This window comes from Myroides sp. DF42-4-2, assembly GCF_030326445.1.
GTDB lineage: Bacteria > Bacteroidota > Bacteroidia > Flavobacteriales > Flavobacteriaceae > Flavobacterium.
Genome location: NZ_JACAKI010000009.1, coordinates 98999 through 122577, shown reverse-complemented (window position 1 = coordinate 122577; position 23579 = coordinate 98999). Strand labels below are relative to the sequence as shown.

Here is a 23579-nt window from a genome sequence, read left to right as displayed (position 1 = left end):
AGTCCATTATAAGTCCATAGTGCCTCTATTAAAACGCGGTTGTTTTATAGAGGCACTATGGACGTACAATAGAGGTATTATGTTGATATACTTATGGTAAATGGTTCAGCGAACGGCTAAAACAACAAAAGAGGGTGATCTATTAAGATCACCCTCTTTGTATGTATTGGTTACCAACTTCCGCTTGATCCACCACCAGAGAAACCTCCACCTCCGAAGCCGCCGCCAAAACCGCCGCCGCCGCCGAAGCTTCCGCCTCCTCCAAAGCCACCGCCACCGGAGCTTCTTCCTAGGTTACTCAGGATAACCATACTGGCTAAATCATCTAAGAAACCGCGATGGGATCCATTGCCACCACGACCTCCTCCGTTGTTATTATTGTTTTTAAATACAATAGTTCCAATAATCAAGGCTATGATAGCAAATACACAAAGTAAACCTCCAAGTTCGTTATCGCCCTCCATACGGGCGTCTTTATCTGCTTGATAAGTACCTGCTAGCATTTCCATTATCCCCGTGACACCTTCATTTAATCCCGCGTAATAGTCGCCTTTCTTGAATTCAGGAATAATCCTATTTCGAATCAATTCGCCGCCTTGTCCCGCAGTAATTTGAACTTCTGCTCCATATCCTGGATAGATGCCAATCTGTCTTTCTTTAGCCGCTAAGAGGATGAGTACTCCATTGCCTTTGTCTTTCTGACCAATACCCCACGTTTGTCCCCACTTAGGCCCCAATATACCTATGCTCTCTCCTTCTAAAGAGGGAATGGTAATTACAACAATTTGCGTTGAGGTTTCCTTGCTATATGTTAGCAGGCGTTCTTCTAATGCTTTGCTCTGCTGACTGCTTAGAATCTGAGCATAATCATAGACTGAGGTCTGTTGTGCTTTTGAAGGAACAGGCGGAATATCAAATTGGGCATAATTGACTTGCGAACAAAGTAAAATGAAAGCAAATACAACAAATGATAGGACTTTATTTCTTCGTTTTTGCATGTTTTGTTAAGCTTTTGATATTTCGTTCGATAGTTCGTTGTTGTTTTCCCCTGTAGAAGGGAAATAGATCTTTAATTGACTACCTGCTTTGAGTATGCCGTAAATCAGCCCTTGTTTATACAATCCTTGTTTGAAGTGATTGATGACCAATTCTTTTGTGCCTTCCCAAAAATTTTCTTTTTGCACGCGTTGATCAATCCCTTTATCCCCTAGAATAACAAAAGCTTTAGAAGTTAAACAAACGTAAAATAAAACACCATTCGCATGAGTGGTCTTATCCATAGCCAATTCGAAAAATACTTCCTGCGCTCTTGCATAAGGCTCTTTGTCTGATGCTAACTCGATGTGTACTCGAATCTCACCTGTCGTGTTTTTTTCCGCTTGTGTGATTGCTTCAATCACTTCTTGTTCATCCGATGGACTTAAAAATTGATGGATAGGTTGCATATGAATTAGAATTTTACTTTAGGTGCACTTTCCGCTCCAGCCTCCGCTTTGAAGAAAGGACGTTCTGTATACCCACTCAAAAAGTACTTATTAGGCATTTTTAAAATATAACCGTTGTAAGCTTGAACAGCCTCGTTAAAACGGCTGCGTTGAGTGAAAATTTGATTTTCTGTACTCGCTAGTTCATCTTGCAATTTTAAGAAGTTTTGATTTGTTTTTAAATCAGGGTATTTCTCAACCGTAACTAATAAACGGCCTAATGCACTTGATACGCCCGATTGTGTTTGTTGGAAGTTAGCCAATTGTTCTTCGGTCATATTCGTTGGATCGATATTTACTGAAGTTGCTTTGGCTCTTGCATTTACTACAGCTTCTAACGTTGATTTTTCAAAATCTGCAGCTCCTTTTACTGTTTCAACTAAATTTCCGATTAGATCATTTCTTCTTTGGTAAGCACCTTCTACATCTGCCCACGATTTATCCACGGCTTGTTTGTGTACTAAAGCAGTGTTTTGGTAATTCATGGATAATAAGAAGTAGCCTCCAATTAATACAACTAGGGCGATAATAATGGGTAACGCTTTTTTCATGTTCTTTTTTGTTTAGAGTTCGTTTTTTATACTTATTAATGTTTCTTTAATGTATTCCAGTCGCTTTATGATTTCTAAATTGTCAACGGCTTCTGAGGGCTTTAATTTTAGTTGTTCTTTTGCTCCGTCTAAGGTAAACCCTCTCTCTTTTACAAGGTGGTAAATAAGTTCGAAATTTTTGACGTCTTGTTGAGAAAACATGCGATTGCCTTTGGCGTTTTTCTTCGGTTTAATAATGTCAAATTCCTTTTCCCAAAAGCGGATCAAAGAAGTATTGACATCAAAAGCCTTTGCTAATTCGCCTATGCTGTAATATCGTTTCTCTGGTAAATTAACTTTCATTAGTCTAGGGATTGATTTTCGTGGTTCGCTTCTTGTAACAACAGCTCAAATTCTTTGGCTGAAATATCGCCATAGTAATAGTTTAGCGGATTGACAGGGTTGCCTTTATAGTGAACTTCATAATGTAAATGCGGGCCTGAGCTTCGTCCTGTGCTACCTGCATAACCAATGATGTCACCTCTTTTTACGGTTTGCCCTTGGGTTACGTTGTACTTGCTCAAGTGAGCATAACGCGTTTGGTACCCATAGCCATGTTCTATTTCTATTAAATTTCCATAGCCAGAAAGCTGGTTGTTGGCTCGTGTCACACGTCCATCTCCCGTTGCATAAATAGGCGTTCCAATATTGACAGAGAAATCCATTCCCGCGTGAAATTTTTTAATTTTTGTAAAAGGGTCACTTCGGTATCCATACCCAGAGGCCATGTGTTTTAGACTTTCGTTCTTTACTGGCTGAATCGCAGGAATTGCTGCTAAAAGCTTTTCTTTTCCTTTGGCTAAGTTGATAATATCATCTAAGGAGCGCGATTGTATGGCCGTTTGCTTAGCTATAATATCCACTTTTTCTGTAGTGAGGCGTAAGAGCTTGTCATTTTGCAAGTTCTTAAACTCTTTGTAGCGGTTTAATCCACCCAGTCCTGCGCGACGTTGTTCTGCCGGAATAGGAGCTGTGTTGAAGTAAGCCCTGTAAATTTCATTGTCTCGAACTTCTAATTCATCTAATACTTCCGCAATCAGGTCTATCTTTTTATTTAGCAAGGTATAATTGGTCTTGAATTCAGCCACTTCTCGCTCGAGCATTTTCTCTTTTGGTGTCGCTAATATACTGGCATTAATTAATATAAATAAGCCAAGTAATCCAAATGCTGCTGCCGATAGAATGAATAACAATATGTTTACGATTCGCTTCGAAGATTTTGGACGTATTCTGTGAAACGCTAACTTTTCAGAATCGTAATAATATTTTACCTTAGCCATAATTTAAAAAACACTATTTTTGCAATAATTTCGTGAACACCTTGGATAGAATAAAAAGGCATTGAACAACAAATTTAAACAATGTTTTGGTTTAATACTTGATTAGGTAACAAATGGAAATAAAAAATTAACACATTTTGTTAGTCTATGCCAGTTTACACGAGATAATTAGCAAGTAATTCAAATGTTTGATAGAAAATATTAGTTTCCGAAAATATGAAATCACAAGAAATTCGTCAGAAGTTTTTAAACTTTTTTGAAGAAAAAGGACATTTAATTGTTCCTTCAGCACCGATCGTTTTAAAAGATGATCCAACTTTAATGTTTAACAACTCTGGGATGGCCCAGTTTAAAGAATATTTTTTAGGAAACGCCACGCCGAAAAGCAAGCGTATTGCAGATACTCAAAAATGTTTACGCGTTTCGGGAAAACACAATGATTTAGAAGACGTTGGTTTTGACACCTACCACCACACCATGTTTGAAATGTTGGGGAACTGGTCTTTTGGTGATTACTTTAAAAAAGAAGCAATCGCATGGGCTTGGGAGTTTTTAACTGAGGTTTTAAAATTAGAAAAAGACCGTTTATACGTTTCTGTATTCGAAGGAAACCCAGCGGAAAATGTACCTTTTGATCAAGAAGCATTCGACCTTTGGAAACAATACGTTTCGGAAGATCGCATCATCTTGGGGAATAAAAAGGACAACTTTTGGGAAATGGGAGACCAAGGACCTTGTGGACCTTGTTCTGAAATTCACATCGACTTGCGTACTGATGCGGAAAGAGCAGCTGTTTCTGGTTTCTCTTTAGTGAATGCTGATCACCCTCAAGTTGTTGAAATTTGGAATAACGTATTCATGGAGTTCAACCGAAAAGCGGATGGATCACTTGAAAAACTACCAGCACAACACGTCGATACAGGAATGGGATTTGAGCGTTTGTGTATGGCGATGCAAGGGGTAACTTCAAATTACGATACAGATGTATTTACGCCTTTAATCCGAAAAGTTGAAGAAGTTACAGGATTGCAATACACAGATAATACTGTTCAAGGGATAAGTGAACAACAAAATAAAATTAATATTGCAATCCGCGTAGTGGTAGATCACGTACGTGCAGTTGCTTTTGCCATTGCAGACGGACAGCTGCCATCAAACAATGGAGCTGGTTACGTAATTCGTCGTATTTTGCGTCGCGCAATTCGCTATGGATTTACCTTTTTGGGAATTAAAGAACCCTTTATCTATAAATTAGTAGAGGTATTGTCTGCGCAAATGGGAACGTTCTTTCCTGAGATCGTATCACAAAAAAACTTAGTCGAAAATGTTATTAAAGAAGAAGAAGCTTCTTTCTTGCGTACCTTAGAGCAAGGATTGCATTTGTTGGATCAAGTGATTGAGAAAACAAACGGTAACATTGTAGATGGTGCTAAGGCATTTGAACTGTATGACACATTTGGATTCCCTATTGACTTAACGGCTTTAATCTTGAGAGAAAAAGGCTTGGAGTTAGACGAAAAAGGATTTGAAGCAGCTATGCATGAACAAAAAACGCGTTCAAGAGCGGCTTCCGAAGTTTCAACAGATGATTGGACGGTGTTGATCGGCGGTAACGTCGAAGAGTTCGTTGGATATGATCAGTTAGAGAACCAAGTAAAAATTACGCGTTATAGAAAAGTAGACAGTAAGAAAGATGGAAAATTATTCCAATTGGTTTTAGATGCGACGCCATTCTATCCAGAAGGAGGAGGGCAAGTAGGCGATCGCGGTGCTATTGTAACAGCCAATGAATCAATTGAAGTACTGGATACTAAAAAAGAGAACAATTTAATTTTACATATTGTAAAAGCATTACCTGCCAATGTAGAGGGAACTTTTACCGCTAAAGTGGATGTCGAGGCACGCAAGCAATCCATGGCAAATCACTCTGCTACTCACTTGTTGCACCAGGCATTGCGTACGATTTTAGGAACGCATGTAGAGCAAAAAGGATCTTTAGTTGCTCCTACTCATTTGCGTTTTGACTTTTCTCACTTTGCTAAAGTGACAGAAGAGGAATTGCAAAGGGTAGAGGATTTCGTCAATGAGCGAATTCACGAGCAATTGCCGTTGATTGAAAGAAGAAGTATTCCTTTTGATCAAGCAGTTGCAGAAGGAGCAATGGCTCTTTTTGGTGAAAAATACGGAGATGAGGTTCGCGCAATTCGCTTTGGTGAGAGTATGGAGCTATGTGGAGGTACTCACGTCCAAAATACAGCCGATATTTGGCAGTTTAAAATTGTAAGTGAAGGTGCTGTTGCAGCTGGAATCCGCCGTATTGAGGCAATTAGTAACCAAGCTGCACGTGCGTTTTACAACGAGCAAGAGAATACGTTAAAGGAATTAAAAGCGGTGTTGAAAAACCCACAAGATACGCTTAAAGCTGTTGTCTCTCTACAAGATGAGAATGCAAGACTTAAAAAACAAGTGGAGCAATTATTGAAAGAGAAAGCGAAAAACGTAAAAGGCGAATTAAAAGGACAAATTCAATTGATTAACGGGGTTTCTTTCCTCGCTGTTGAGGTTGACTTAGATGCAAATGGAGCAAAAGATCTCGCTTACGAATTAGGAAGCGAATACGCTAACTTATTCCTCGTTTTCGGTTCTGTTGTCAATGATAAACCCATGTTGACGTGTTATGTTTCTAAAGAAATTGTAGAAACAAAAGGCTTGAATGCTGGACAGATTGTTCGCGAATTGGGTAAATATATCCAAGGAGGCGGTGGAGGACAAGCGTTCTTCGCTACTGCAGGAGGTAAAAATCCTGAGGGCATGAAAGAGGCAATCAGCCATGCTATTGATTATTTGAACTAATGTAGTTTTACCATAAAAAGATTCCTATTCGCAGGAATCTTTTTTTCTTATTAGATCTAGGATATGAATTTTAGTACCGTTGTTCCCTTGTCTTATGGAGGGAGAAAAATCACCTATGACGATCAGATTCTCTGCTTGGGATCTTGTTTTGCAGCGAATATAGGAGAAAAGCTTAAGTCGTTTCAATTTCAGCAAACCACCAACCCTTTTGGGATTTTGTTTCATCCCAAAGCTATAGAGAAAGTGGTGGAATACGCAGTGCGTAATTTTGAATTTACCGCTGCAGATGTTTTTGAACACCAAGAAATATGGAGTTCTTTCGCAGCTCATTCCGATTTAAACGAATTGGAGCAAGAGGATATTGTAGTAAAGTTAAACGCCAAGGTGTTCGACTTACAAGTTGCTTTGCGCGAGAGCTCGTTTATTATGCTGACTTTCGGAACAGCTTGGGTGTACGTATTCAAAGAAACCCAAGAGATTGTGGCTAATTGTCATAAGTTGCCTAATACGCAATTTGACAAGCGTCTGTTGACCTATGAAGAAGTAAGACAAAGCTATACGTCTATTGTGCAAATGATTCGAACGCTGAATCCACATGCGCATATCATGTGTTCGATTTCTCCTGTTCGCCATACGAAAGATGGTTTTGCCGAAAATCAACGCAGTAAAAGTATACTACTTGCTGCCCTACACGACGCAATAGACGACTTACAGGATGATAAGGTAAGCTATATTCCCGTTTACGAAATTGTAATGGATGAATTACGCGATTATCGCTTTTATGCAGCCGATTTAATCCATCCTAATGCTATTGCTATTCAGTATGTTTGGGAGCGATTTGTTGCCCACTACATTGACGAAGCAATGATGGAAGTGATGAAAAAAGTAGAGGAGGTGCAAAGAGGATTGAACCATCGTCCTTTTAATCCTACAGCGGCACAACATCTGAAGTTTTTAGATACGTTGATTGAAAAAATCGACGATTTGCTAGTTCGCTATCCTTTTATGAATTTTAGATAAACAACCTTACAGCTATGAGAAGACTTTTGCGAATTTTGTTCTCCTTTTTTTTGGTGTTATTCTTTATGTTTATGGGTGTAGTGGTATACCATTACGCTGGCGGTTCATCTACGAGTAAGATTGAGTATAACTCGAATTTAATTCAAGAGCAATTGAAGAATGTGAGTAAATTAATTGTGACAGAGGCGAATTATTCTCAAGTGATGACCTATGAAGACCAACAAAAGTATTTGCTAAACCTCGTTTCTTTTACCAAAAAAGCAGTGGTTATCGTCAATGCTAAGGCTACAGTAGCTTATGATTTAACTCAACTACAATACCAGATTGACGAAGAGCGCCAAGTAGTTCAACTGTTGCATATTCCTGATCCTGAGGTGAATATTTATCCCGATTACAAATTGTATGACGTGGAAACTAGTACATTTAATCCCTTTACAGGAACGGATTACAACAAAATAAATGCGCGAATAAAGGACGATTTACAAAAGAAGATTGAGCAATCGACCTTAAAGAGCAATGCTGAAAATCGCTTGATGAGTGAATTAGGGAAACTGTTAGTGGTAACCAATATGTTAGGATGGAAATTGGAATACCAAGGAAATACCATAAAAAAAGAAAGTGACTTATCAGCCACTTTCCTTCCTTAGTAATTGCTATATGTTTTACGCTTGTTCGATGATGCTTATTCCATCAACGATTAAGTGCGCTACTTTAGGTCTTTCTACTTTTAGTTGCTCTAAGCGACTCATCGCCTTTTGGTATAGACTTTCGTCTTTGTTCTTTTTTGCTAGTTCTAGAATTTCAACGGTCAATAACCAATCGGTTGGATAGGATTGAATTAAGGTGTCTAGTGTAGCATTAAGATCAATAGATTTGTTGTCTTCACGCATTTGGCGAACGGCCTGATAGATTGTTTCTAATTTAATGCGGTCTTCATCTCTTTTAGCTTTGATTGTTTTAGAAGAAGGAACGTGATTCACCAGGTCAAAACTCTTGTAATCTGCAGGTCCAGAGAAGGCTGATATAACCGATGCACCTACTGCCATGTCATAAGTTCCCCATTCTGGTTGGAAGAGTATGGTATCCCCGTGTTTGACTGTACAATCTTTAAAGCTGATTAAGATAATTTTTCCGTGTATGTTTCGAATACCAGTGATATTCGTTCCTGAAACCGTAATACCGCCTTCAAATTCCAAAGTTACAGGTAGTCCTTCGAACAGATTGTAGGCTTTTAAGTCGCGAGGACTCATATCTTCAATTGCGAGGTTGATGCCTTTTAAGCGACCTAGTGCTGTTCCAAAACCGTGAGGATGTGTTTCTGTACCGTGTCCAACGAGTTCTTTTTCGCGGTAAGACAAAGCCGTAGGTCCCGTTGTTTGGACATATGCTGGTTTTCCTTCGTGTTCAATTACATTTGTAAAGTGTCCTGAAATTTGAATACCAGTATTTAATTCAATTGTTCCTAGCGCTTTGGAGTCGATTAATTTTTGTATTCCTTCCAAACCACCCTTGCGTATAGCCATTTTGTTGGCAAAATTTTCCAATACTTCACTTAAATAGGCAAAATCAGGAGTTACATAGAGTTGAGGTTGTGGTTTGGTGATGTCAAACCCTTGATTAGCTGCCTCAATGGTGTAAGGAAGTTTTGCTACGTTGTCCGTCATGCACCAAGCACTTTCTCCAATGGACGAAAGCAATCCAGCACCATAGATCTTTGGATTGTCCACTGTCCCAATTAAGCCGTATTCTACGGTCCACCAATGTAAATTTCGGATTAAAGCCATTTCAGAAGGAGCGGTTGTGATTGCTTGTAGGCGATCAACTTCGTCTTCTGCTTTTTTAATGTCAGCTTCATCGACACCTTCTGCCTCTTTTAGAATAGAGAGTAAGCGGATTGCTTCGTAAATCTCATAATCATGTGCAGAAGAAATTGCTTTGCATCCAATTTCTCCAAAGCGTCTTAAATATTCTGCATATTCGGGATTGGCAATAATTGGAGCGTGTCCAGCGCCTTCGTGAATAATATCAGGTGCGGGTGTATATTCAATATTCTCTAGTTGTCTAATGTCAGAGGCTATAACAAGTACTTTGTATGCTTGGAATTCCATAAAAGCATTAGGTGGGATAAAACCATCTACTGCCACGGCTGCCCAACCAATTTCCTTTAATATGCGATTCATTCCATACATGCTTGGAATAGATTCAATCGAGATTCCAGTCTTGTTTAACCCTTCCAAGTAGGAATCATGTGCTACCTTCGATAAATAATCGACGTTCTTTCTCATTACATAGCGCCATACCGCTTGGTTTATCGGGGTGTAGTCCTCGTAGTCTTGAGGCTTGATAAATTGCTTTAAATGTGGTGGTAAGCGGTCTATTAATTCATTGCTTTCGTATTCTCTTGCGTCCATAGTATTCAAATAGTAGTTTGGTTGCGGTAAATATAAGGAAAAAGATGAATGTATTATAGTTTCTTGATTTTATGATTTACAAATAGAGAATAATGAAATCTTGACTATACGTTTACGTTGTTTGAAATGTTAAAATCTTAAATATGTAATTATAGGGTTAAATATTTCTATTATGTATAATTAAAATGTTAAATATTATAGTATGCAGGGCGGTATAATCTATAAGATTTGTTTATTACCGTAGATTATTAGGGAACATTAAAGATAATATTAACTAATTTTTTTTTTAGTTTCAAAAATGTTTTTATATTGCAACACAATTATTAACTAATTAAAGCAAATATTTATGAAAAAATTATTTATGTTTTTGGCTGTAGCGGGCTTGGCTACATTCGGAGCTTCTTGTAGTAGCGACGATAACAAAAGCGAAGATCCGAAACTTACGTTAAAAGCGGACAAAACGGAAATCAAGGTTGATGAATCAGTTACTTTTACTGTAGAGTCAAACGGAAAAGCTGAAAAAGCTGCTGAACTTTACAAAGATGGTGCTAAAATTACTAATCCTTACAAATTTACAGAAGAAGGTGAATTTAGCATTGTAGCTAAGAAAAAAGGTGCAGTTGATAGTAATACTGTGAAAATTAAAGTTACTAAAAATGATACTCCTATCGAAAAAAGAACGTTAGTATTATCAGTTACCAACGGTGAAGTAAATGTTGGAGATAACGTTAATTTTACTGTAAAAGATGATAAAGGTGCAACTGTTGCAGGATTTCAAATTAAAAAAGAAGATGGAACTGTAGTAGCTAACCCATGGAAAGCTGATGCTGCTGGAACATTTAAATTTACTGCTACTAAAGCTGATTACAATGATAGTAATGTAGTGTCTGTAGTTGTAATTGAAGCTCCAGTTGTTGAAGAAAATTTTGTTAAAGTAGGAAATGATGTTCAAAGTATTACTGTAGCACAAATGACTGTAAACGCTCAAAATATTAATGGACAATGGGCTATTTATGAGTATGAAAATGAAGAAGATCCTACTGCAGCGCCGTATGCAATTTTCACTGTTAAATTAGGTTCTGTTGATGAGCGAGGTGAAAACTGGGTTTATCAAAATAATAGTTTACTTGTGGTTGAACAAACAGATCCACAGTATTATCTTTTCCCAGGAAGTTCAGAGAATAATGTATTATTTGGATCTTCTAGAATGATTCATTTTACAGGTTCTGAACCAGTTGTAATTCCATTTGCTTTTGGAGATTTAACAAATATGCAATTTACTAGAATTGAGCAAGGACAGACTGCAGAGACAAAACTTGTTTATGCGATAGGTAATGATCAAGCTGAGGTAGATTTTAATGGAAGTTTAGGTACTAGTATTGGAGTTGTTGCAGTTGATGCTAACGGTAATCCAGTACCTGCTGCTATAGCAAAAGATGGAAGTAAAGTATCTTCTATTACTATTCCAATTTCTCAGTTAGTAAGAAAAAAATAATTTTGATTAGGAATAATTAATATAAAAAAGAAAGAGGGTGACCCTAAAAGTCACCCTCTTTTTTTGTAAAAAATTGTCCCATCCTGAAATAACTATACTTGATTAAAGCGCTCTCAAAAAGATTATAGCTAAGTTTAAGAAATAACACTTAGAGGGGGGGAGTCTTTCCGAGACAAAATTAAATAGGAATTTTAATTTGAGTTTCTTGTCCTTAGTTGATTTTCAAAATAGAATTACACAGACTGTGAGAATAAAAGTTAGTTGAGAATGGGTTTTTCAAGTTTTTCTTATGTGGCGGTTGGAGAATAATGAATGTGTTTTTTCGCAAAAAAAAACAGTAGTAAAATTCATTTACTACTGTTTGATACTTATAACTCAAAAAAATATTTTTTGTTTTAAATCTAGGATGTTTATCTCTTTACCTCAGGTGGATAGGCACTCAATATTTTCTGTACAAACCCTTGAATTTTGGCTTCTTTCTTTTCAGGAGTATTGGCATTGTCAATATAGCCTGTTCCAATCCCTTGCCAGATTAACGCTTTTTTGTTTGTATCGATGAAATCGATGTACAATTTCCCTTCTATCGACGTAGATACTGTTGTTGAAGGTGCTCCCCAATAAGGTGCATAGCCCCAACCGTAATAGCCGTATCTTGAGTAGAAGTAATCGTTATTGGTTGTAACGTTTACTTGCTGTTGTGATTTAGTGAAGATGTTCACTAATAGCTGAGGATTACTATCTGTTTTAGTAAAGCCTTTTGCTGCCATCTCTTGATCAATTGCGTTTAGAATACGTTTCTTGTCCAAGTCGTTTAATTTTACGTTGTCAATTCCCTCTTTGAAAAAAGCATAGGTTTGATAGGAAGTAAAATTCGTGTTTTTGTCGTAATCAGCAGAAACACGCACACTACTACAAGAGGCTGAAAAAATGCTAACAGCCGCAAGAATGAGAAATTTAGATACTGTTTTCATCGCTTACTTATTTTGTTTGTGAGTTAATTTAATAAATTTTCATCAACGATATTAGGAAGAGTAACCTTTAGTAAAGGCTCTATTTCCATGGCGCGTTTGATTGCGAATGTAGCTTCTTTATTACGTGCCCAGTTGCGTCTTGCAATACCGTTGTTAACATCCCAAAACAACATGGATTTTAGTTTTTCGTCTGCTTCTTTACTTCCATCTAAAAGCATACCAAAACCACCGTTGATCACTTCTCCCCAGCCAACGCCACCACCATTGTGGATGGATACCCAAGTAGCACCTCTAAAGCTATCGCCAATGACATTGTGGATAGCCATGTCGGCTGTGAATCGAGAACCGTCGTAAATGTTTGATGTTTCGCGGTAAGGGGAGTCCGTTCCCGATACATCGTGGTGATCGCGACCCAATACTACCGGACCGATAATTCCACCTTTAATCGCTTCGTTAAAGGCTGCTGCAATTTTTATTCGACCTTCTGCGTCGGCATATAAGATACGCGCTTGAGATCCAACCACTAGTTTGTTTTCTTGCGCTCCTTTGATCCAACGAATGTTATCAGCCATTTGTTGTTGAATTTCTACAGGTGAATTTTGCATGATTTCCTCTAATACGCGGCAAGCAATTTCATCGGTTTTTGCTAGATCTTCTGGCTTTCCAGAGGCACATACCCAACGGAATGGACCAAAACCATAGTCAAAACACATAGGGCCCATGATGTCTTGAACATAGCTTGGATATTTGAAGTCAATTCCATTACTCGCCATGACGTCAGCACCAGCTCGAGAGGCTTCCAATAAGAAGGCATTTCCATAGTCAAAGAAATAGGTTCCTTTGGCTGTGTGTTTATTAATTGCTGCAGCTTGTCTGCGCAGGGATTCTTGTACTTTTTCTTTAAATAATACAGGGTTGTTCGCCATCATATCATTTGCTTCTTCAAAGGACAATCCAACAGGATAATAACCACCTGCCCAAGGATTGTGTAAAGACGTTTGATCCGAGCCCAAGTGAACGAATACCTCTTCCTTAGCAAATTTTTCCCATACATCTACTACGTTTCCTTGATAGGCAATAGAAACAATCTCTTTATTTGCTTGTGCTTGTTGAACGCGAGCAACCAATTGGTTTAAGTCTGAAATCACTTCGTCAACCCAACCTTGTGAGTGTCTAGTGTGTACGGCTTTCGGGTTTACTTCTGCACAAATGGTAATGCAACCCGCTATATTACCCGCCTTTGGTTGAGCTCCACTCATTCCTCCCAAACCAGAGGTAATGAATATTTTACCTGTTAAGTCCTCGCCGTTCTTTGCGATTTTTCGACCCCCGTTTAGTACGGTGATGGTTGTTCCATGTACAATTCCCTGTGGCCCAATGTACATATAGCTTCCTGCAGTCATTTGACCATATTGGGTAACACCTAAAGCGTTGAATTTTTCCCAATCGTCCGGTTTAGAGTAGTTGGGAATCATCATTCCGTTGGTAACCACTACGCGAGGTGCTTTAGCATGTGAAGGAAATAGTCCCATGGGATGACCCGAATACATCACTAGCGTTTGCTCGTCTGTCATTTCGCTTAAATACTTCATGGTTAACAAGTATTGCGCCCAATTGGAAAAAACAGCTCCATTTCCACCATAGGTGATTAATTCGTGTGGATGCTGTGCGACGGCATAATCCAAATTGTTCTGAATCATGAGCATAATCGCTTTTGCCTGTGTAGAATTTCCTGGATATTCCTCAATTGGTCTTGCGTACATCTCGTAATCAGGTCTGAATCTGTACATGTAGATGCGACCGTAGGTTTCTAATTCTTCTTTAAATTCTTGGATTAACTCAGCATGATGCTTGGCATCGAAATAACGTAGAGCATTTTTCAAGGCAAGTTTCTTCTCTTCTTCTGTCAGTATTTCTTTGCGTTTAGGGGCATGGTTAATTGCCGGATCATACGCTTTTTTCGCCGGTAGCTCATTTGGAATTCCTTGTGAAATTAGTTCCTTAAAAGTCATTGTATGAGTTTTTTTGATTAATTATTATGTGTTTTTTAAGTCAAAACATCAAAACTATTGGCTAGTTTTGTCCACGCGTATAGCTTTCGTTTTTGATTCATTTTTTCCGTAGGTAAGTTACTAAAAACTCTTGTATTATTTGTTTTAATATTTGTACAAATAAATGCGGATTTCGCTTGAGCTATGGAGCATAAAAAACCCGAAATTTGATTTATGATGCTGTCTATTTTTGCCTGTGATGATGTACCAACAACTAAAGTTGAACTTCCATTTGCCGATGGGGTCGAACTTTTTATACGCAGAGAAGATCTTCTGCATCCTGAAATTTCAGGCAATAAGTTTAGAAAGCTAAAGTACAACATACAAGCTGCCTTAGCTTCAGATTGTCAGCAATTGCTGACTTTTGGCGGTGCTTATTCCAATCACATTGCTGCCACTGCAGCAGCGGGAAGATTGTTTGGGATCAAAACCATAGGGGTAATTCGCGGAGAAGAAATCGAACGTATTTATCTGGATAATCCAACACTTAAAAAAGCATCAGCGGATGGTATGCGTTTTAAATTTGTGACGCGTACTGCTTATCGCACAAAAGAATCCCAATCTTTTTTGGCTGACCTAAAACGCGAATTTGGCGATTTTTATTTGGTTCCTGAAGGAGGAACAAATAGTGAAGCAGTTCGGGGAACACAGGAGATTCTCCAAGAGGGAGATCAACAATACACCCATATCTGTTGTGCTGTGGGAACAGGTGGTACAATTGCAGGTATTATTAACCGCTCTTGGTCCCATCAAAAAGTAATGGGATTTCCCGCCTTAAAAGGCGATTTCTTAACGGAAGCAATTGCCCAGTACGCCCAGCAAGACAATTGGTCGTTAGTCTCAGCGTATCACTTCGGAGGATATGCGAAGTACAATGCCGATCTCTTGCATTTTATAAGTGAATTTGAACGAAATACCGGAATTCTTTTAGATCCAATTTATACAGGTAAACTACTTTTTGGTATCTTTGATTTAATTGAACGCAAACAGTTCGCAAAAAACAGTAAGATTCTCGCTATTCACACTGGAGGTTTACAAGGTTGGAATGAAAAAATAAAGTAGCTAGTATATGAGTAAAAAAATCCTTTTAATGTTTTGCCTACTTACACTTGTAAGTTGTGGGGTGAAGAAAAATTCCAAACTAACAGGCAAGAAGAACAAGACAAGCGAATTAGTCTCAAAAGAGAAGTACAGAGCACAACAGCGCCAAGTAGAAGAGCAACGTCGTGTGCACGAGGAAACCAAGAAAGAAAAAGAAAAAGAAAAGAGAGTCGCCGCAAAATCTAGCGAAACCTTAGAGGCTACTTCCCGTGTTGCTGTGACAACGGATATGATACAAGATTATATTCTACTGTATAAGGATATAGCGAAAGACAATATGAGTCAATTCGGAATTCCTGCTAGTATCACTTTGGCACAAGGTGTGTTAGAATCGGGTTCTGGTCAGGGGACGCTGAGTAGGAATGCCAATAATCACTTTGGGATTAAATGTCATAAAGAATGGGACGGGCCCTCAGTTCGTCATACAGATGATGCTCCCGATGAGTGTTTTAGAAAGTATGATCGACCGGAAGAATCCTATCGCGATCACTCCCAATTTTTAGTTTCTCGTAGTCGTTATAACGACTTGTTTTCTTTGGATAAAGACGACTATGAAGGATGGGCGCATGGACTCAAAAAGGCTGGATATGCTACGGATCCTAAATATGCATTCAAATTGATTAGTTTAATAGAACGTTATTCTCTGGATCAATATGACCGCGAAGTACTCGGGGACAAACCAGCTAAAGTAAAAAAGGAAATAGATACTAAACAATCAGAAACCCGCGTAGCTTCCTCCAAAACCCATACGGTTCAAAAAGGAGATACGCTGTATTCTATATCTAAAAAATACAATACAACTGTAGCAAAGTTACAGAAGACAAATAATCTTAATGGAACTAATCTATCGATTGGTCAACGCTTAAAATTATAAAACACCATGTTATATCAAAGAAGTAGTCAGCTTTTTGCCGAAGCTGAGAAAGTTATTCCTGGAGGAGTAAACTCTCCAGTACGCGCATTTAAGTCAGTAGGAGGAACGCCTATTTTTGTCAAAGAAGCAAAGGGAGCTTATTTGTATGATGTTGACGGGAATCGCTTAGTGGATTATATCAATTCTTGGGGTCCTATGTTGTTGGGGCATGCTTATCCACCTGTAGTGGAAGCAGTAATTGAAAAAGCGAAGAAGGGTACTTCATTTGGGATGCCAACAGAAATAGAAACAGAAATAGCGGAATTAGCGGTATCTATGGTACCTCATATTGATAAAATCCGCTTTGTGAATTCGGGTACAGAGGCTTGTATGAGTGCGATTCGACTTGCCCGTGGCTATACAGGACGTGAGAAAATTATTAAGTTCAAAGGATGTTATCACGGACATTCTGATTCTTTTTTGATACAGGCTGGAAGTGGAGCGGTTACGTTTGGTTCACCAAATAGCCCTGGAGTTACACAAGGAACAGCAAAAGATACATTATTGGCAACTTACAATGACTTAGCTAATGTAGCGTCGATCTTTGAAGCAAATAAAGGAGAAATCGCAGCGATCATCATTGAGCCTGTTGCGGGTAATATGGGGTGTGTTCCTCCGAAAGAGGGATTCCTAGCAGGATTGCGTCAGTTGTGTGACGACCATGGCGCATTGTTGATTTTCGACGAAGTGATGACGGGATTCCGCCTTGCACGCGGTGGTGCACAAGAATTATTTGGTGTACGCGCAGATTTAGTCACTTTTGGAAAAGTAATAGGTGGAGGCCTTCCTGTTGGAGCTTTCGCTGGTTCTGCCAAAGTAATGGATTATTTAGCTCCTGTTGGACCTGTTTATCAAGCGGGAACCTTGTCCGGAAACCCATTGGCTATGGCGGCAGGGTTGGCAATGTTGCAAGCGATTAATAGCGATGTAACTGTGTTCAAACGCCTAGAAGAAAAAACAGCCTACTTGGAACAAGGCATTCGAGCTGTGCTAGAGGCAAAACAAATAAAATATACAATCAACCGCGTTGGTTCTATGATTTCTGTGTTTTTTGATGAGCGCGAAGTGGTGGATTTTGAAACGGCAGGATATGGAAATAATGATACGTTTAAAACATTCTTTCACGGCTTGTTGAAAGAAGGAGTGTATATTGCTCCCTCTTCGTATGAGACTTGGTTTATTACGGATGCGTTGACGTATGAAGATTTAGATTTTACGATTCAGGCGGTTGACAAGGTGTTTGCATAAGCGCTAAACCCCAATAACGAATAAAAAAGCTCTTTTTGTCTATAACAAAAAAGAGCTTTTTTTTTTATAAATCTAACTTTAATTGATCAGGTAAAAGTTTAAATGACTTGCGGTGGTATTTACAAGGACCGTACTCCAAAATGGCGGCTCGGTGCTCTTGGGTGGGATATCCTTTGTTTTTCTTCCAATTATACATTGGGAACTCTTCGTGTATGCGGTCCATATAGTCATCGCGATAGGTTTTTGCCAAGACTGAAGCGGCGGCTAAACTTAAGTATTTCGCGTCTCCTTTTACAATACATTGGTGTGGAAGGTCGGGAATAGGAGTGAACTTATTGCCGTCTACCAGTAAGAAATCAGGAAAAGGATTGAGTTGGTATACACTTTCATGCATGGCTTTTATCGCAGCGTGTAAAATGTTTAATTCTTCAATCACATCCTCGTGTAAATGAGTGACCCCATAACTCAGGGCTTGTTCTTCTATGAGTGTGCGCAATGCGTATCGGTTCTTGGCAGACAGCTGCTTAGAGTCGTTTAAGATTTCATTTGAAAAATCAGGGGGCAAAATAACAGCCGCCGCAGTTACTGGTCCAGCGATACAGCCCCTGCCAGCTTCATCTGTTCCTGCTTCATATAGCGCTTCTGAAAAGTGATGTAGTAACATAAGTGAATATAATAGAAAACAAAGGTAAGATTCTACACGTCAACTTATAGGAGGATTAGGTATTATTTACCACTAAATCCATTAATGAAAGTATAATAACGCATATTTTAACAATAAGAAAAAAAAAGCTAAATATCACTCTAGATAAGGTTAAGGGTTGATCCTTAGTTTGTTGCCGTTTTTACTGCGTTTGAACGCAGTTTTTGATCTGTTAAATGTTAGAATTTGAATAAGTTTTTGTTAAGTTTTTTAATAAGAACAAGGCTAGGTATTACTTGTTTATTTAGTATGTTTTGTAATTGATTTGTTGTTTTTTGTACAATTTCTTTGATTATGTTTCTATTTATTAGTATTTAAATGATTTGTTTCTCGTTAATGATGACGAAAGTTAACTAGTTTTTAGTTTAGTTTTTTATGTTTGCGAACTAACTAATTCAATTTAAGTAATGAGATCAAAGCTAAAATGGACAATAGGGCTATTTATGGTTCTATTTGTGCAAATTTCATTCGCTCAAGAAAAGACACTTACCGGTGTGGTTTCTGAAGAAGGATTTCCTTTGCCTGGGGCGACAGTTGTGATTCAAGGCACAACAATGGGCACACAAACCGATTTAGATGGAAATTATGCTATCAAAGTAAAAGAAGGAGATGTTGTTTCGTTTTCTTTTATCGGTTTAAAAGATGTTACATATAAAGTAGGTGCGGCTACCACTTATAATGTAACGATGAAAGCAGTAGAAGATATGTTAGAAGAGGTTATTGTTTTGGCTTATGGACAGGTTAAAACAAAGAATCAAGTAACGGGAAATGCTGTGGCAATTAAAGGAGAAGCAGTAGCTGCGACACCAATGGCTTCTGCAGACCAAGCGTTACAGGGGCGTGTAGCTGGTTTACAGATGTCAGCTTCATCTGGTTCACCTGGAGCAAAACAAAATATCCGTATTCGCGGACGTAACTCGATGACGGCTACAAATGAGCCTTTATATGTTATTGATGGTATTCCAATGTACGATGGTGATTTCTCTGGAGGAAATCAAGGGACTGATTCACCTTCGACCTCGTTGTCTTTATTGGCGACAATCAACCCTGCTGATATCGAATCGATGACTGTGTTGAAAGATGCTGGTGCAACAGCTGTATACGGTGCGCGTGGTACTAATGGTGTAATTTTAATTACAACTAAACGCGGTAAATCAGGGGCGACTAAGTTCAATTTTAGCACGCGCGTAGGTTTCCAAAATAACGCAGTGCGCGGACCGCGTTTATTGTCGTCTAATCAAAAAGAAGAAATCTTTTTAGACGGATTGTATAATACTTTTGGAGAAAAAGGAGCTGTGTTCACACGTGAGGAGGCAGGTGCTTATGCTTTAGCGAATTACTCAAAATCTGGTAACTACGGAAATTGGGTGGCTGCTGGTCGTCCTGATAATGACTGGAGTGAGTATGTGAAAAATGCAGATGCTCCTCTAACAAGTATCAACTTCTCAGCAACAGGAGGTAGTGAACGTCACAACTTCTACGCTTCCCTTTCACATGATAAAATCGAGAGTACAGTAATTGGATCTGACTTTAGACGTATCGGAGCATCGTTGAGTTTCATGCAAAAAATCACGGATAAAGTTGAATTTAATACGAGTATTAAAGTAACAAATACCAAGCAAAATGGTATTTCTGAAGGAGGCGCTTACTTCTCTAATCCGAACTATACTCGATTGGTGATGAATCCTTGGAATCCATTGTACAATGCTGATGGATCTTACTATTTGCCAAATTCAGGTTATCACAATGTGGTGTATACGACCAAACACAATCAAACGTTAAACGATGTAACACGTGTAATTAACTCTAACTCTATTAGCTATGCAATTACAGACGACTTGAAATTCACTTCGTCTATGGCTGTTGACTATACGTTAGCGGATTATTCTGAAACTAGAAATGCAGTACACGGAGATGGTAAAAACTACGGTGGTACGGCTGGAAAAGCGGTTCGTAATAACTTCAATTACGTGGCGCAAAATGGATTGGATTACAAATTCTATTTAGGAGATAACCACCAGTTCAACGCAAAAGTGTTGATGGAGTATCAAAAATCAAAACGCCGTTTCTTAGAAGGATCAGGACAAGTTCTTTTGGATGGGTTTAATTCCCTAGCTGCAGCAGCTGCGAATAAAGATGCTAACTATGCCTTTTTGGATGATGCAAACTTAGGATATGTAGGGATTATCAACTATAACTATCAAAATAGATTCTTAGTAGACGTAACAGGTAGACGCGAAGGTTCTTCTAAATTTACTGATCGCATTGGATACTTCTATTCTGTAGGAGGAGCTTGGAATATGCACTTAGAAAATTGGATGGCGAATCAATCTACAATTTCTACTATGCGATTTAGAGGTTCATACGGTACAAATGGTAACTCACAAATTAATCCGAATCAATATGTGCGTCAAGTAGATGTTGTTTCTTATGATGGTGAGGCAGCTTTGATCCCAGTGCAAATTGGTGGACCAATTGGATGGGAAAAACAACAAAAGATGGATTTCGGATTTATGTTGGGAATGTTTGACGATCGCTTTACTTTAGGTGCTACTTATTTCGAAAGTAAAACAAGTGATTTACTTTACAAGAGAACACTGTCTAAAATGTCTGGTTTCGATTCTCAAATGATGAATATGGGAGCGATGAATAACCGTGGTATTGAGCTAGAGGTAAACGCAGATATCGTTCGTTCAAAAGATTTTAACATTTCAGTTGGAGCAAACTTTGGTACGGTACGCAATAGAATTACTGAAATGCCTGTTTTTGATGGGGTTGAAATAAAAGATTTTAAATCGTATACTGCCGATGTAAAAGGACATTCAGTTGCAGAGTGGTATATGCCGACATGGGCAGGAGTTGATTCTCAAACAGGGCAACCAATGTGGTATGACGCTAATAATGAGAAAACATCGAAATACGGTGATGCAGAAGCTAGATTCCAAGGAGCAAGTGCACTGCCTAAGTTTACAGGAGGAGCAAATCTACACGTAGATTACAAAGGATTCTTCTTAGACGGAATGTTTACTTTTGCTGGAGGTCACAAAGTGTATGAACAATATGCATTTAAAACAGCTGGAACAACAAGTGCATTGATCTCATCTAATGCATCTTCAGATGTAATGGATAGATGGCAAAAGCCTGGGGATATCACTAATGTGCCAATTGTTCAATATGAAGCAACAGGAGGAAATGCTAATTATACTAGTCCATCCACGCGATTTTTATACGATGGAGATTATATCCGATTGAGAAACGTTAGCTTAGGGTATAACTTTAACTCAGAAATCACAAGAGCACTGAAAGTAGACGGATTAACGCTTTCTGTAATCGGTACAAATTTGTGGACTTGGGTTAAGGATAAAGGGTTGAACTACGATCCAGAAGTAGATGCTTCAGGTTATGTAAACCTTGCAACTCCACCGGTTAAATCAATTGTATTCTCTGTTAATGTTAAGTTTTAAAAAGATATGAAAAAGATACTATTTTCAATTGTAGCCCTAGCATTGCTTTCATCTGGATTAACAAGTTGTTCAGATGATCGCTTAGACGCTACCCTAGAGGGAGCTCGTGATATTGAAGCGAAACCAATCGAGACAGTAACGGATTTGCGTGCAACGGTATCAGGCGCCTACTATAGAATGGTAGAAGCTGCTTATTATGGCCGTGATATCATTATTTACAGCGAAGTACGTGGAGATAACGCTTATGCAGCCGCGGGATTTTCAAACCGTTTTCAAAATGTGTCAAGCTATAATTTAACGCCTACACATGCGTATCCATCTGATACGTGGAAGAAAATTTACGAGGTTATTAGTTCTGCAAACTTAGCGATTGGCGCTACCATTAAAACGGGAAGTGAGAAAGAAATTAATCAAGGAAAAGCAGAAGCTTTGGCCATTCGCGCTTTAGCACATTTCGACTTGTTGCGTCTTTACGGTCAACAATATGTAGGTGACAGTGGGTTAGATGGATTGGGAATCCCTTACATCAAGCAATTTGGCGAGCTAGATGCAAAGAATTACAAGCGTTTATCTGTACGTGAAGTGCGCGACAACATCTATAAGGATTTAGATGATGCTTTGGCATTAGTCGATAAAAATGCGACAAATAAAAAGCGTTTCACTCAACAAGCTATTTATGGTGTGAAATCTAGAGTAGCCTTGTTTTTTGGAGCTTTTCAAGAGAGTGATTATGCGATCGCCTTGACAAGTGCTCAAAAAGCAATGGAATTAGGTGGAGGAATTATTCAGCAGAGCGCTTATGTGGCCTCATTTAGCGCTGAAGAACCTCAAAGTAACTCAGTATTCGAATTAGCACAAGACAACGTCAATAATTTAGGAAACAACTCTTTGTATAATATCTATGCGTATAGAGGATATGGAGACGTAGTTGGATTAGAGGAGAACTTACAAGATCTATTCGAAGATCAAACCGATATTCGCTCTTCTGTTGAAATGCAAGGGTACAATAACCTGACCCAAAATGATAAAGGAAACTACAAAAAAGTTGGACCAAATAAATTCGTCAAACTAACGGAGAAAGAATTGGATGGTACAGTTGTTGTGGATCCTGCAATTCGCTATTCGTTTGAGTACTACCGCAACTTTGGTAAATACACGAAAATTAGTTCGAATATTAAGGTAATGCGTTATGAAGAGTTGGCATTTAATTTTATTGAAGCAGCAGTGCGATCAAAAACAGAAGAAGGTGCAGCGCTAAATCTATTGAATAAAATTGCGGCAGAGCGCTATGACGATAAACCAGTAGCGAAGTACGATAAACTTACGTTAGCGACTGTGTTAACGGAAAGACGCAAGGAACTTATTTTCGAAGGATTCCGCTTTGAGGATCAAATGAGAAACAAAGAAAACTTAGCAAGTACGCCACAATCAAAAGAAGGAATGCTATATGGTTCACCTAAACTGGCGTTCCCTATTCCTCGTAATGAGATCAATGCAAGTAAAATTGAGCAAAACGAAAGCTACTAAACAGTAATAGTACTGAAAGCACAAAAAGGTTTTGTCCTTTTTAAGGTATAACCCCGTCAATTCGACGGGGTTTTTTTATTGGGGTTTTTCTTATACTAGCTTGAATACAGCAAAGGAGCTGTTCTCAATTTGTACGATTGCTAATTATATTGTAGCATGATTGAAGTTAGTTCGTTAATTTGTAGGAGGTTGTGTTCGGAATGAATGCAGCTTTATCTTGCTCACTCCGCCAGGAATTATGTATTATTAACAATTGTTGTGCAAATTCATTGAATTAGGAGACTAGGTTTAATTTTTTATGGATATATCTTCTTTTTATTTATTTTAAATAAATGTTTTAATACTTATTATGAAGGATAGTGTAGATGCGATTCGTTAATTAAAATCGGGCTGTTATGCTAAAAATATATTAAATATTTGATTAGTTCAATATTTAGAGTCTTACATATACTATTCGTTTTATTGAAA

18 protein-coding genes are annotated in these 23579 nt (G+C 38.4%); 9 read left to right on the top strand and 9 right to left on the bottom strand.

The features are described 5' to 3' along the window. Positions 1-170 precede the first annotated feature (170 nt). From HX062_RS08740 to HX062_RS08720, 5 genes are read right to left on the bottom strand one after another with little or no spacing between them, the layout of a single operon-like run. On the bottom strand, positions 171-998 hold the full coding sequence (locus HX062_RS08740) for a TPM domain-containing protein (RefSeq protein WP_286467131.1): 828 nt from the start codon (positions 996-998) through the stop codon (positions 171-173). 6 nt (positions 999-1004) lie between these two features. Then, the gene (locus HX062_RS08735; RefSeq protein ID WP_182626810.1) at positions 1005-1445 is read right to left on the bottom strand and encodes a TPM domain-containing protein; all 441 of its coding nucleotides are present in this window, start codon (positions 1443-1445) and stop codon (positions 1005-1007) included. 5 nt (positions 1446-1450) lie between these two features. After that, positions 1451-2035 carry a LemA family protein gene (locus HX062_RS08730; RefSeq protein WP_286467130.1) on the bottom strand — a complete coding sequence of 195 codons (585 nt, stop codon included), beginning with the start codon at positions 2033-2035 and terminating at the stop codon, positions 1451-1453. A 12-nt stretch (positions 2036-2047) separates the two neighbouring features. After that, complete coding sequence (locus HX062_RS08725; RefSeq protein ID WP_182626808.1) at positions 2048-2377, bottom strand: MerR family transcriptional regulator; 330 nt, start codon at positions 2375-2377, stop codon at positions 2048-2050. Next, positions 2377-3354 carry a M23 family metallopeptidase gene (locus HX062_RS08720; protein ID WP_286467128.1) on the bottom strand — a complete coding sequence of 326 codons (978 nt, stop codon included), beginning with the start codon at positions 3352-3354 and terminating at the stop codon, positions 2377-2379. Before HX062_RS08720 ends, HX062_RS08725 begins: the two co-directional genes overlap by 1 nt. 216 nt (positions 3355-3570) lie before the next feature. Here HX062_RS08720 and alaS point away from each other — a divergent pair, with 216 nt between their 5' ends. The 3 genes from alaS (at position 3571) to HX062_RS08705 (ending at position 7874) form a co-directional block, all read left to right on the top strand. After that, complete coding sequence (gene alaS / locus HX062_RS08715; RefSeq protein WP_182626806.1) at positions 3571-6207, top strand: alanine--tRNA ligase; 2637 nt, start codon at positions 3571-3573, stop codon at positions 6205-6207. 63 nt (positions 6208-6270) lie between these two features. Continuing rightward, positions 6271-7227: a GSCFA domain-containing protein gene (locus HX062_RS08710; RefSeq protein ID WP_286467127.1), complete on the top strand. Its 957-nt coding sequence runs from the start codon at positions 6271-6273 to the stop codon at positions 7225-7227. Positions 7228-7241: 14 nt separating this feature from the next. Further along, positions 7242-7874 (top strand): DUF4230 domain-containing protein, encoded by a 633-nt coding sequence (locus HX062_RS08705; RefSeq protein ID WP_182626804.1) that lies wholly within the window; start codon positions 7242-7244, stop codon positions 7872-7874. Positions 7875-7889: 15 nt separating this feature from the next. Here the strand turns inward: HX062_RS08705 and HX062_RS08700 are convergent, their stop codons facing one another. Continuing rightward, positions 7890-9638, bottom strand: a complete 1749-nt coding sequence (locus HX062_RS08700) for an aromatic amino acid hydroxylase (protein WP_286467126.1) — start codon at positions 9636-9638, stop codon at positions 7890-7892. Positions 9639-9984: 346 nt separating this feature from the next. On the opposite strand from HX062_RS08700, the gene HX062_RS08695 reads away from it, so the two are divergent. Next, entirely contained in the window at positions 9985-11133 is a 1149-nt protein-coding gene (locus HX062_RS08695; RefSeq protein WP_286467125.1) for an outer membrane protein assembly factor BamD, read from the top strand. Between the two features lie 410 nt (positions 11134-11543). On the opposite strand, the gene HX062_RS08690 is transcribed toward HX062_RS08695, so the two are convergent. Together HX062_RS08690 and hutU are read right to left on the bottom strand one after the other, a co-directional pair. Continuing rightward, entirely contained in the window at positions 11544-12104 is a 561-nt protein-coding gene (locus HX062_RS08690; RefSeq protein WP_286467124.1) for a DUF4136 domain-containing protein, read from the bottom strand. 23 nt (positions 12105-12127) lie between these two features. Then, positions 12128-14116: a urocanate hydratase gene (gene hutU, locus HX062_RS08685; RefSeq protein ID WP_286467121.1), complete on the bottom strand. Its 1989-nt coding sequence runs from the start codon at positions 14114-14116 to the stop codon at positions 12128-12130. A gap of 213 nt (positions 14117-14329) precedes the next feature. Between hutU and HX062_RS08680 the strand changes: the two genes are divergently transcribed. The 3 genes from HX062_RS08680 to hemL are packed head-to-tail and all read left to right on the top strand — an operon-like array spanning position 14330 to position 17417. Continuing rightward, positions 14330-15217, top strand: a complete 888-nt coding sequence (locus tag HX062_RS08680) for a 1-aminocyclopropane-1-carboxylate deaminase/D-cysteine desulfhydrase (protein WP_430530224.1) — start codon at positions 14330-14332, stop codon at positions 15215-15217. A 7-nt stretch (positions 15218-15224) separates the two neighbouring features. After that, positions 15225-16130, top strand: a complete 906-nt coding sequence (locus tag HX062_RS08675) for a glucosaminidase domain-containing protein (protein WP_286467120.1) — start codon at positions 15225-15227, stop codon at positions 16128-16130. A 6-nt stretch (positions 16131-16136) separates the two neighbouring features. Further along, a complete protein-coding gene (hemL, locus tag HX062_RS08670; RefSeq protein WP_286467119.1) occupies positions 16137-17417 on the top strand; it encodes a glutamate-1-semialdehyde 2,1-aminomutase in 1281 nt (426 codons plus the stop codon). Positions 17418-17481: 64 nt separating this feature from the next. On the opposite strand, the gene rnhB is transcribed toward hemL, so the two are convergent. Further along, the gene (gene rnhB, locus HX062_RS08665) at positions 17482-18081 is read right to left on the bottom strand and encodes a ribonuclease HII (protein WP_182626797.1); all 600 of its coding nucleotides are present in this window, start codon (positions 18079-18081) and stop codon (positions 17482-17484) included. Between the two features lie 446 nt (positions 18082-18527). Here rnhB and HX062_RS08660 point away from each other — a divergent pair, with 446 nt between their 5' ends. Together HX062_RS08660 and HX062_RS08655 are read left to right on the top strand one after the other, a co-directional pair. Then, positions 18528-21584, top strand: coding sequence for a SusC/RagA family TonB-linked outer membrane protein (locus HX062_RS08660; RefSeq protein WP_182626796.1), 3057 nt, complete (start codon positions 18528-18530; stop codon positions 21582-21584). Positions 21585-21590: 6 nt separating this feature from the next. Continuing rightward, the gene (locus HX062_RS08655) at positions 21591-23111 is read left to right on the top strand and encodes a RagB/SusD family nutrient uptake outer membrane protein (RefSeq protein WP_286467118.1); all 1521 of its coding nucleotides are present in this window, start codon (positions 21591-21593) and stop codon (positions 23109-23111) included. Positions 23112-23579: the final 468 nt, after the last annotated feature.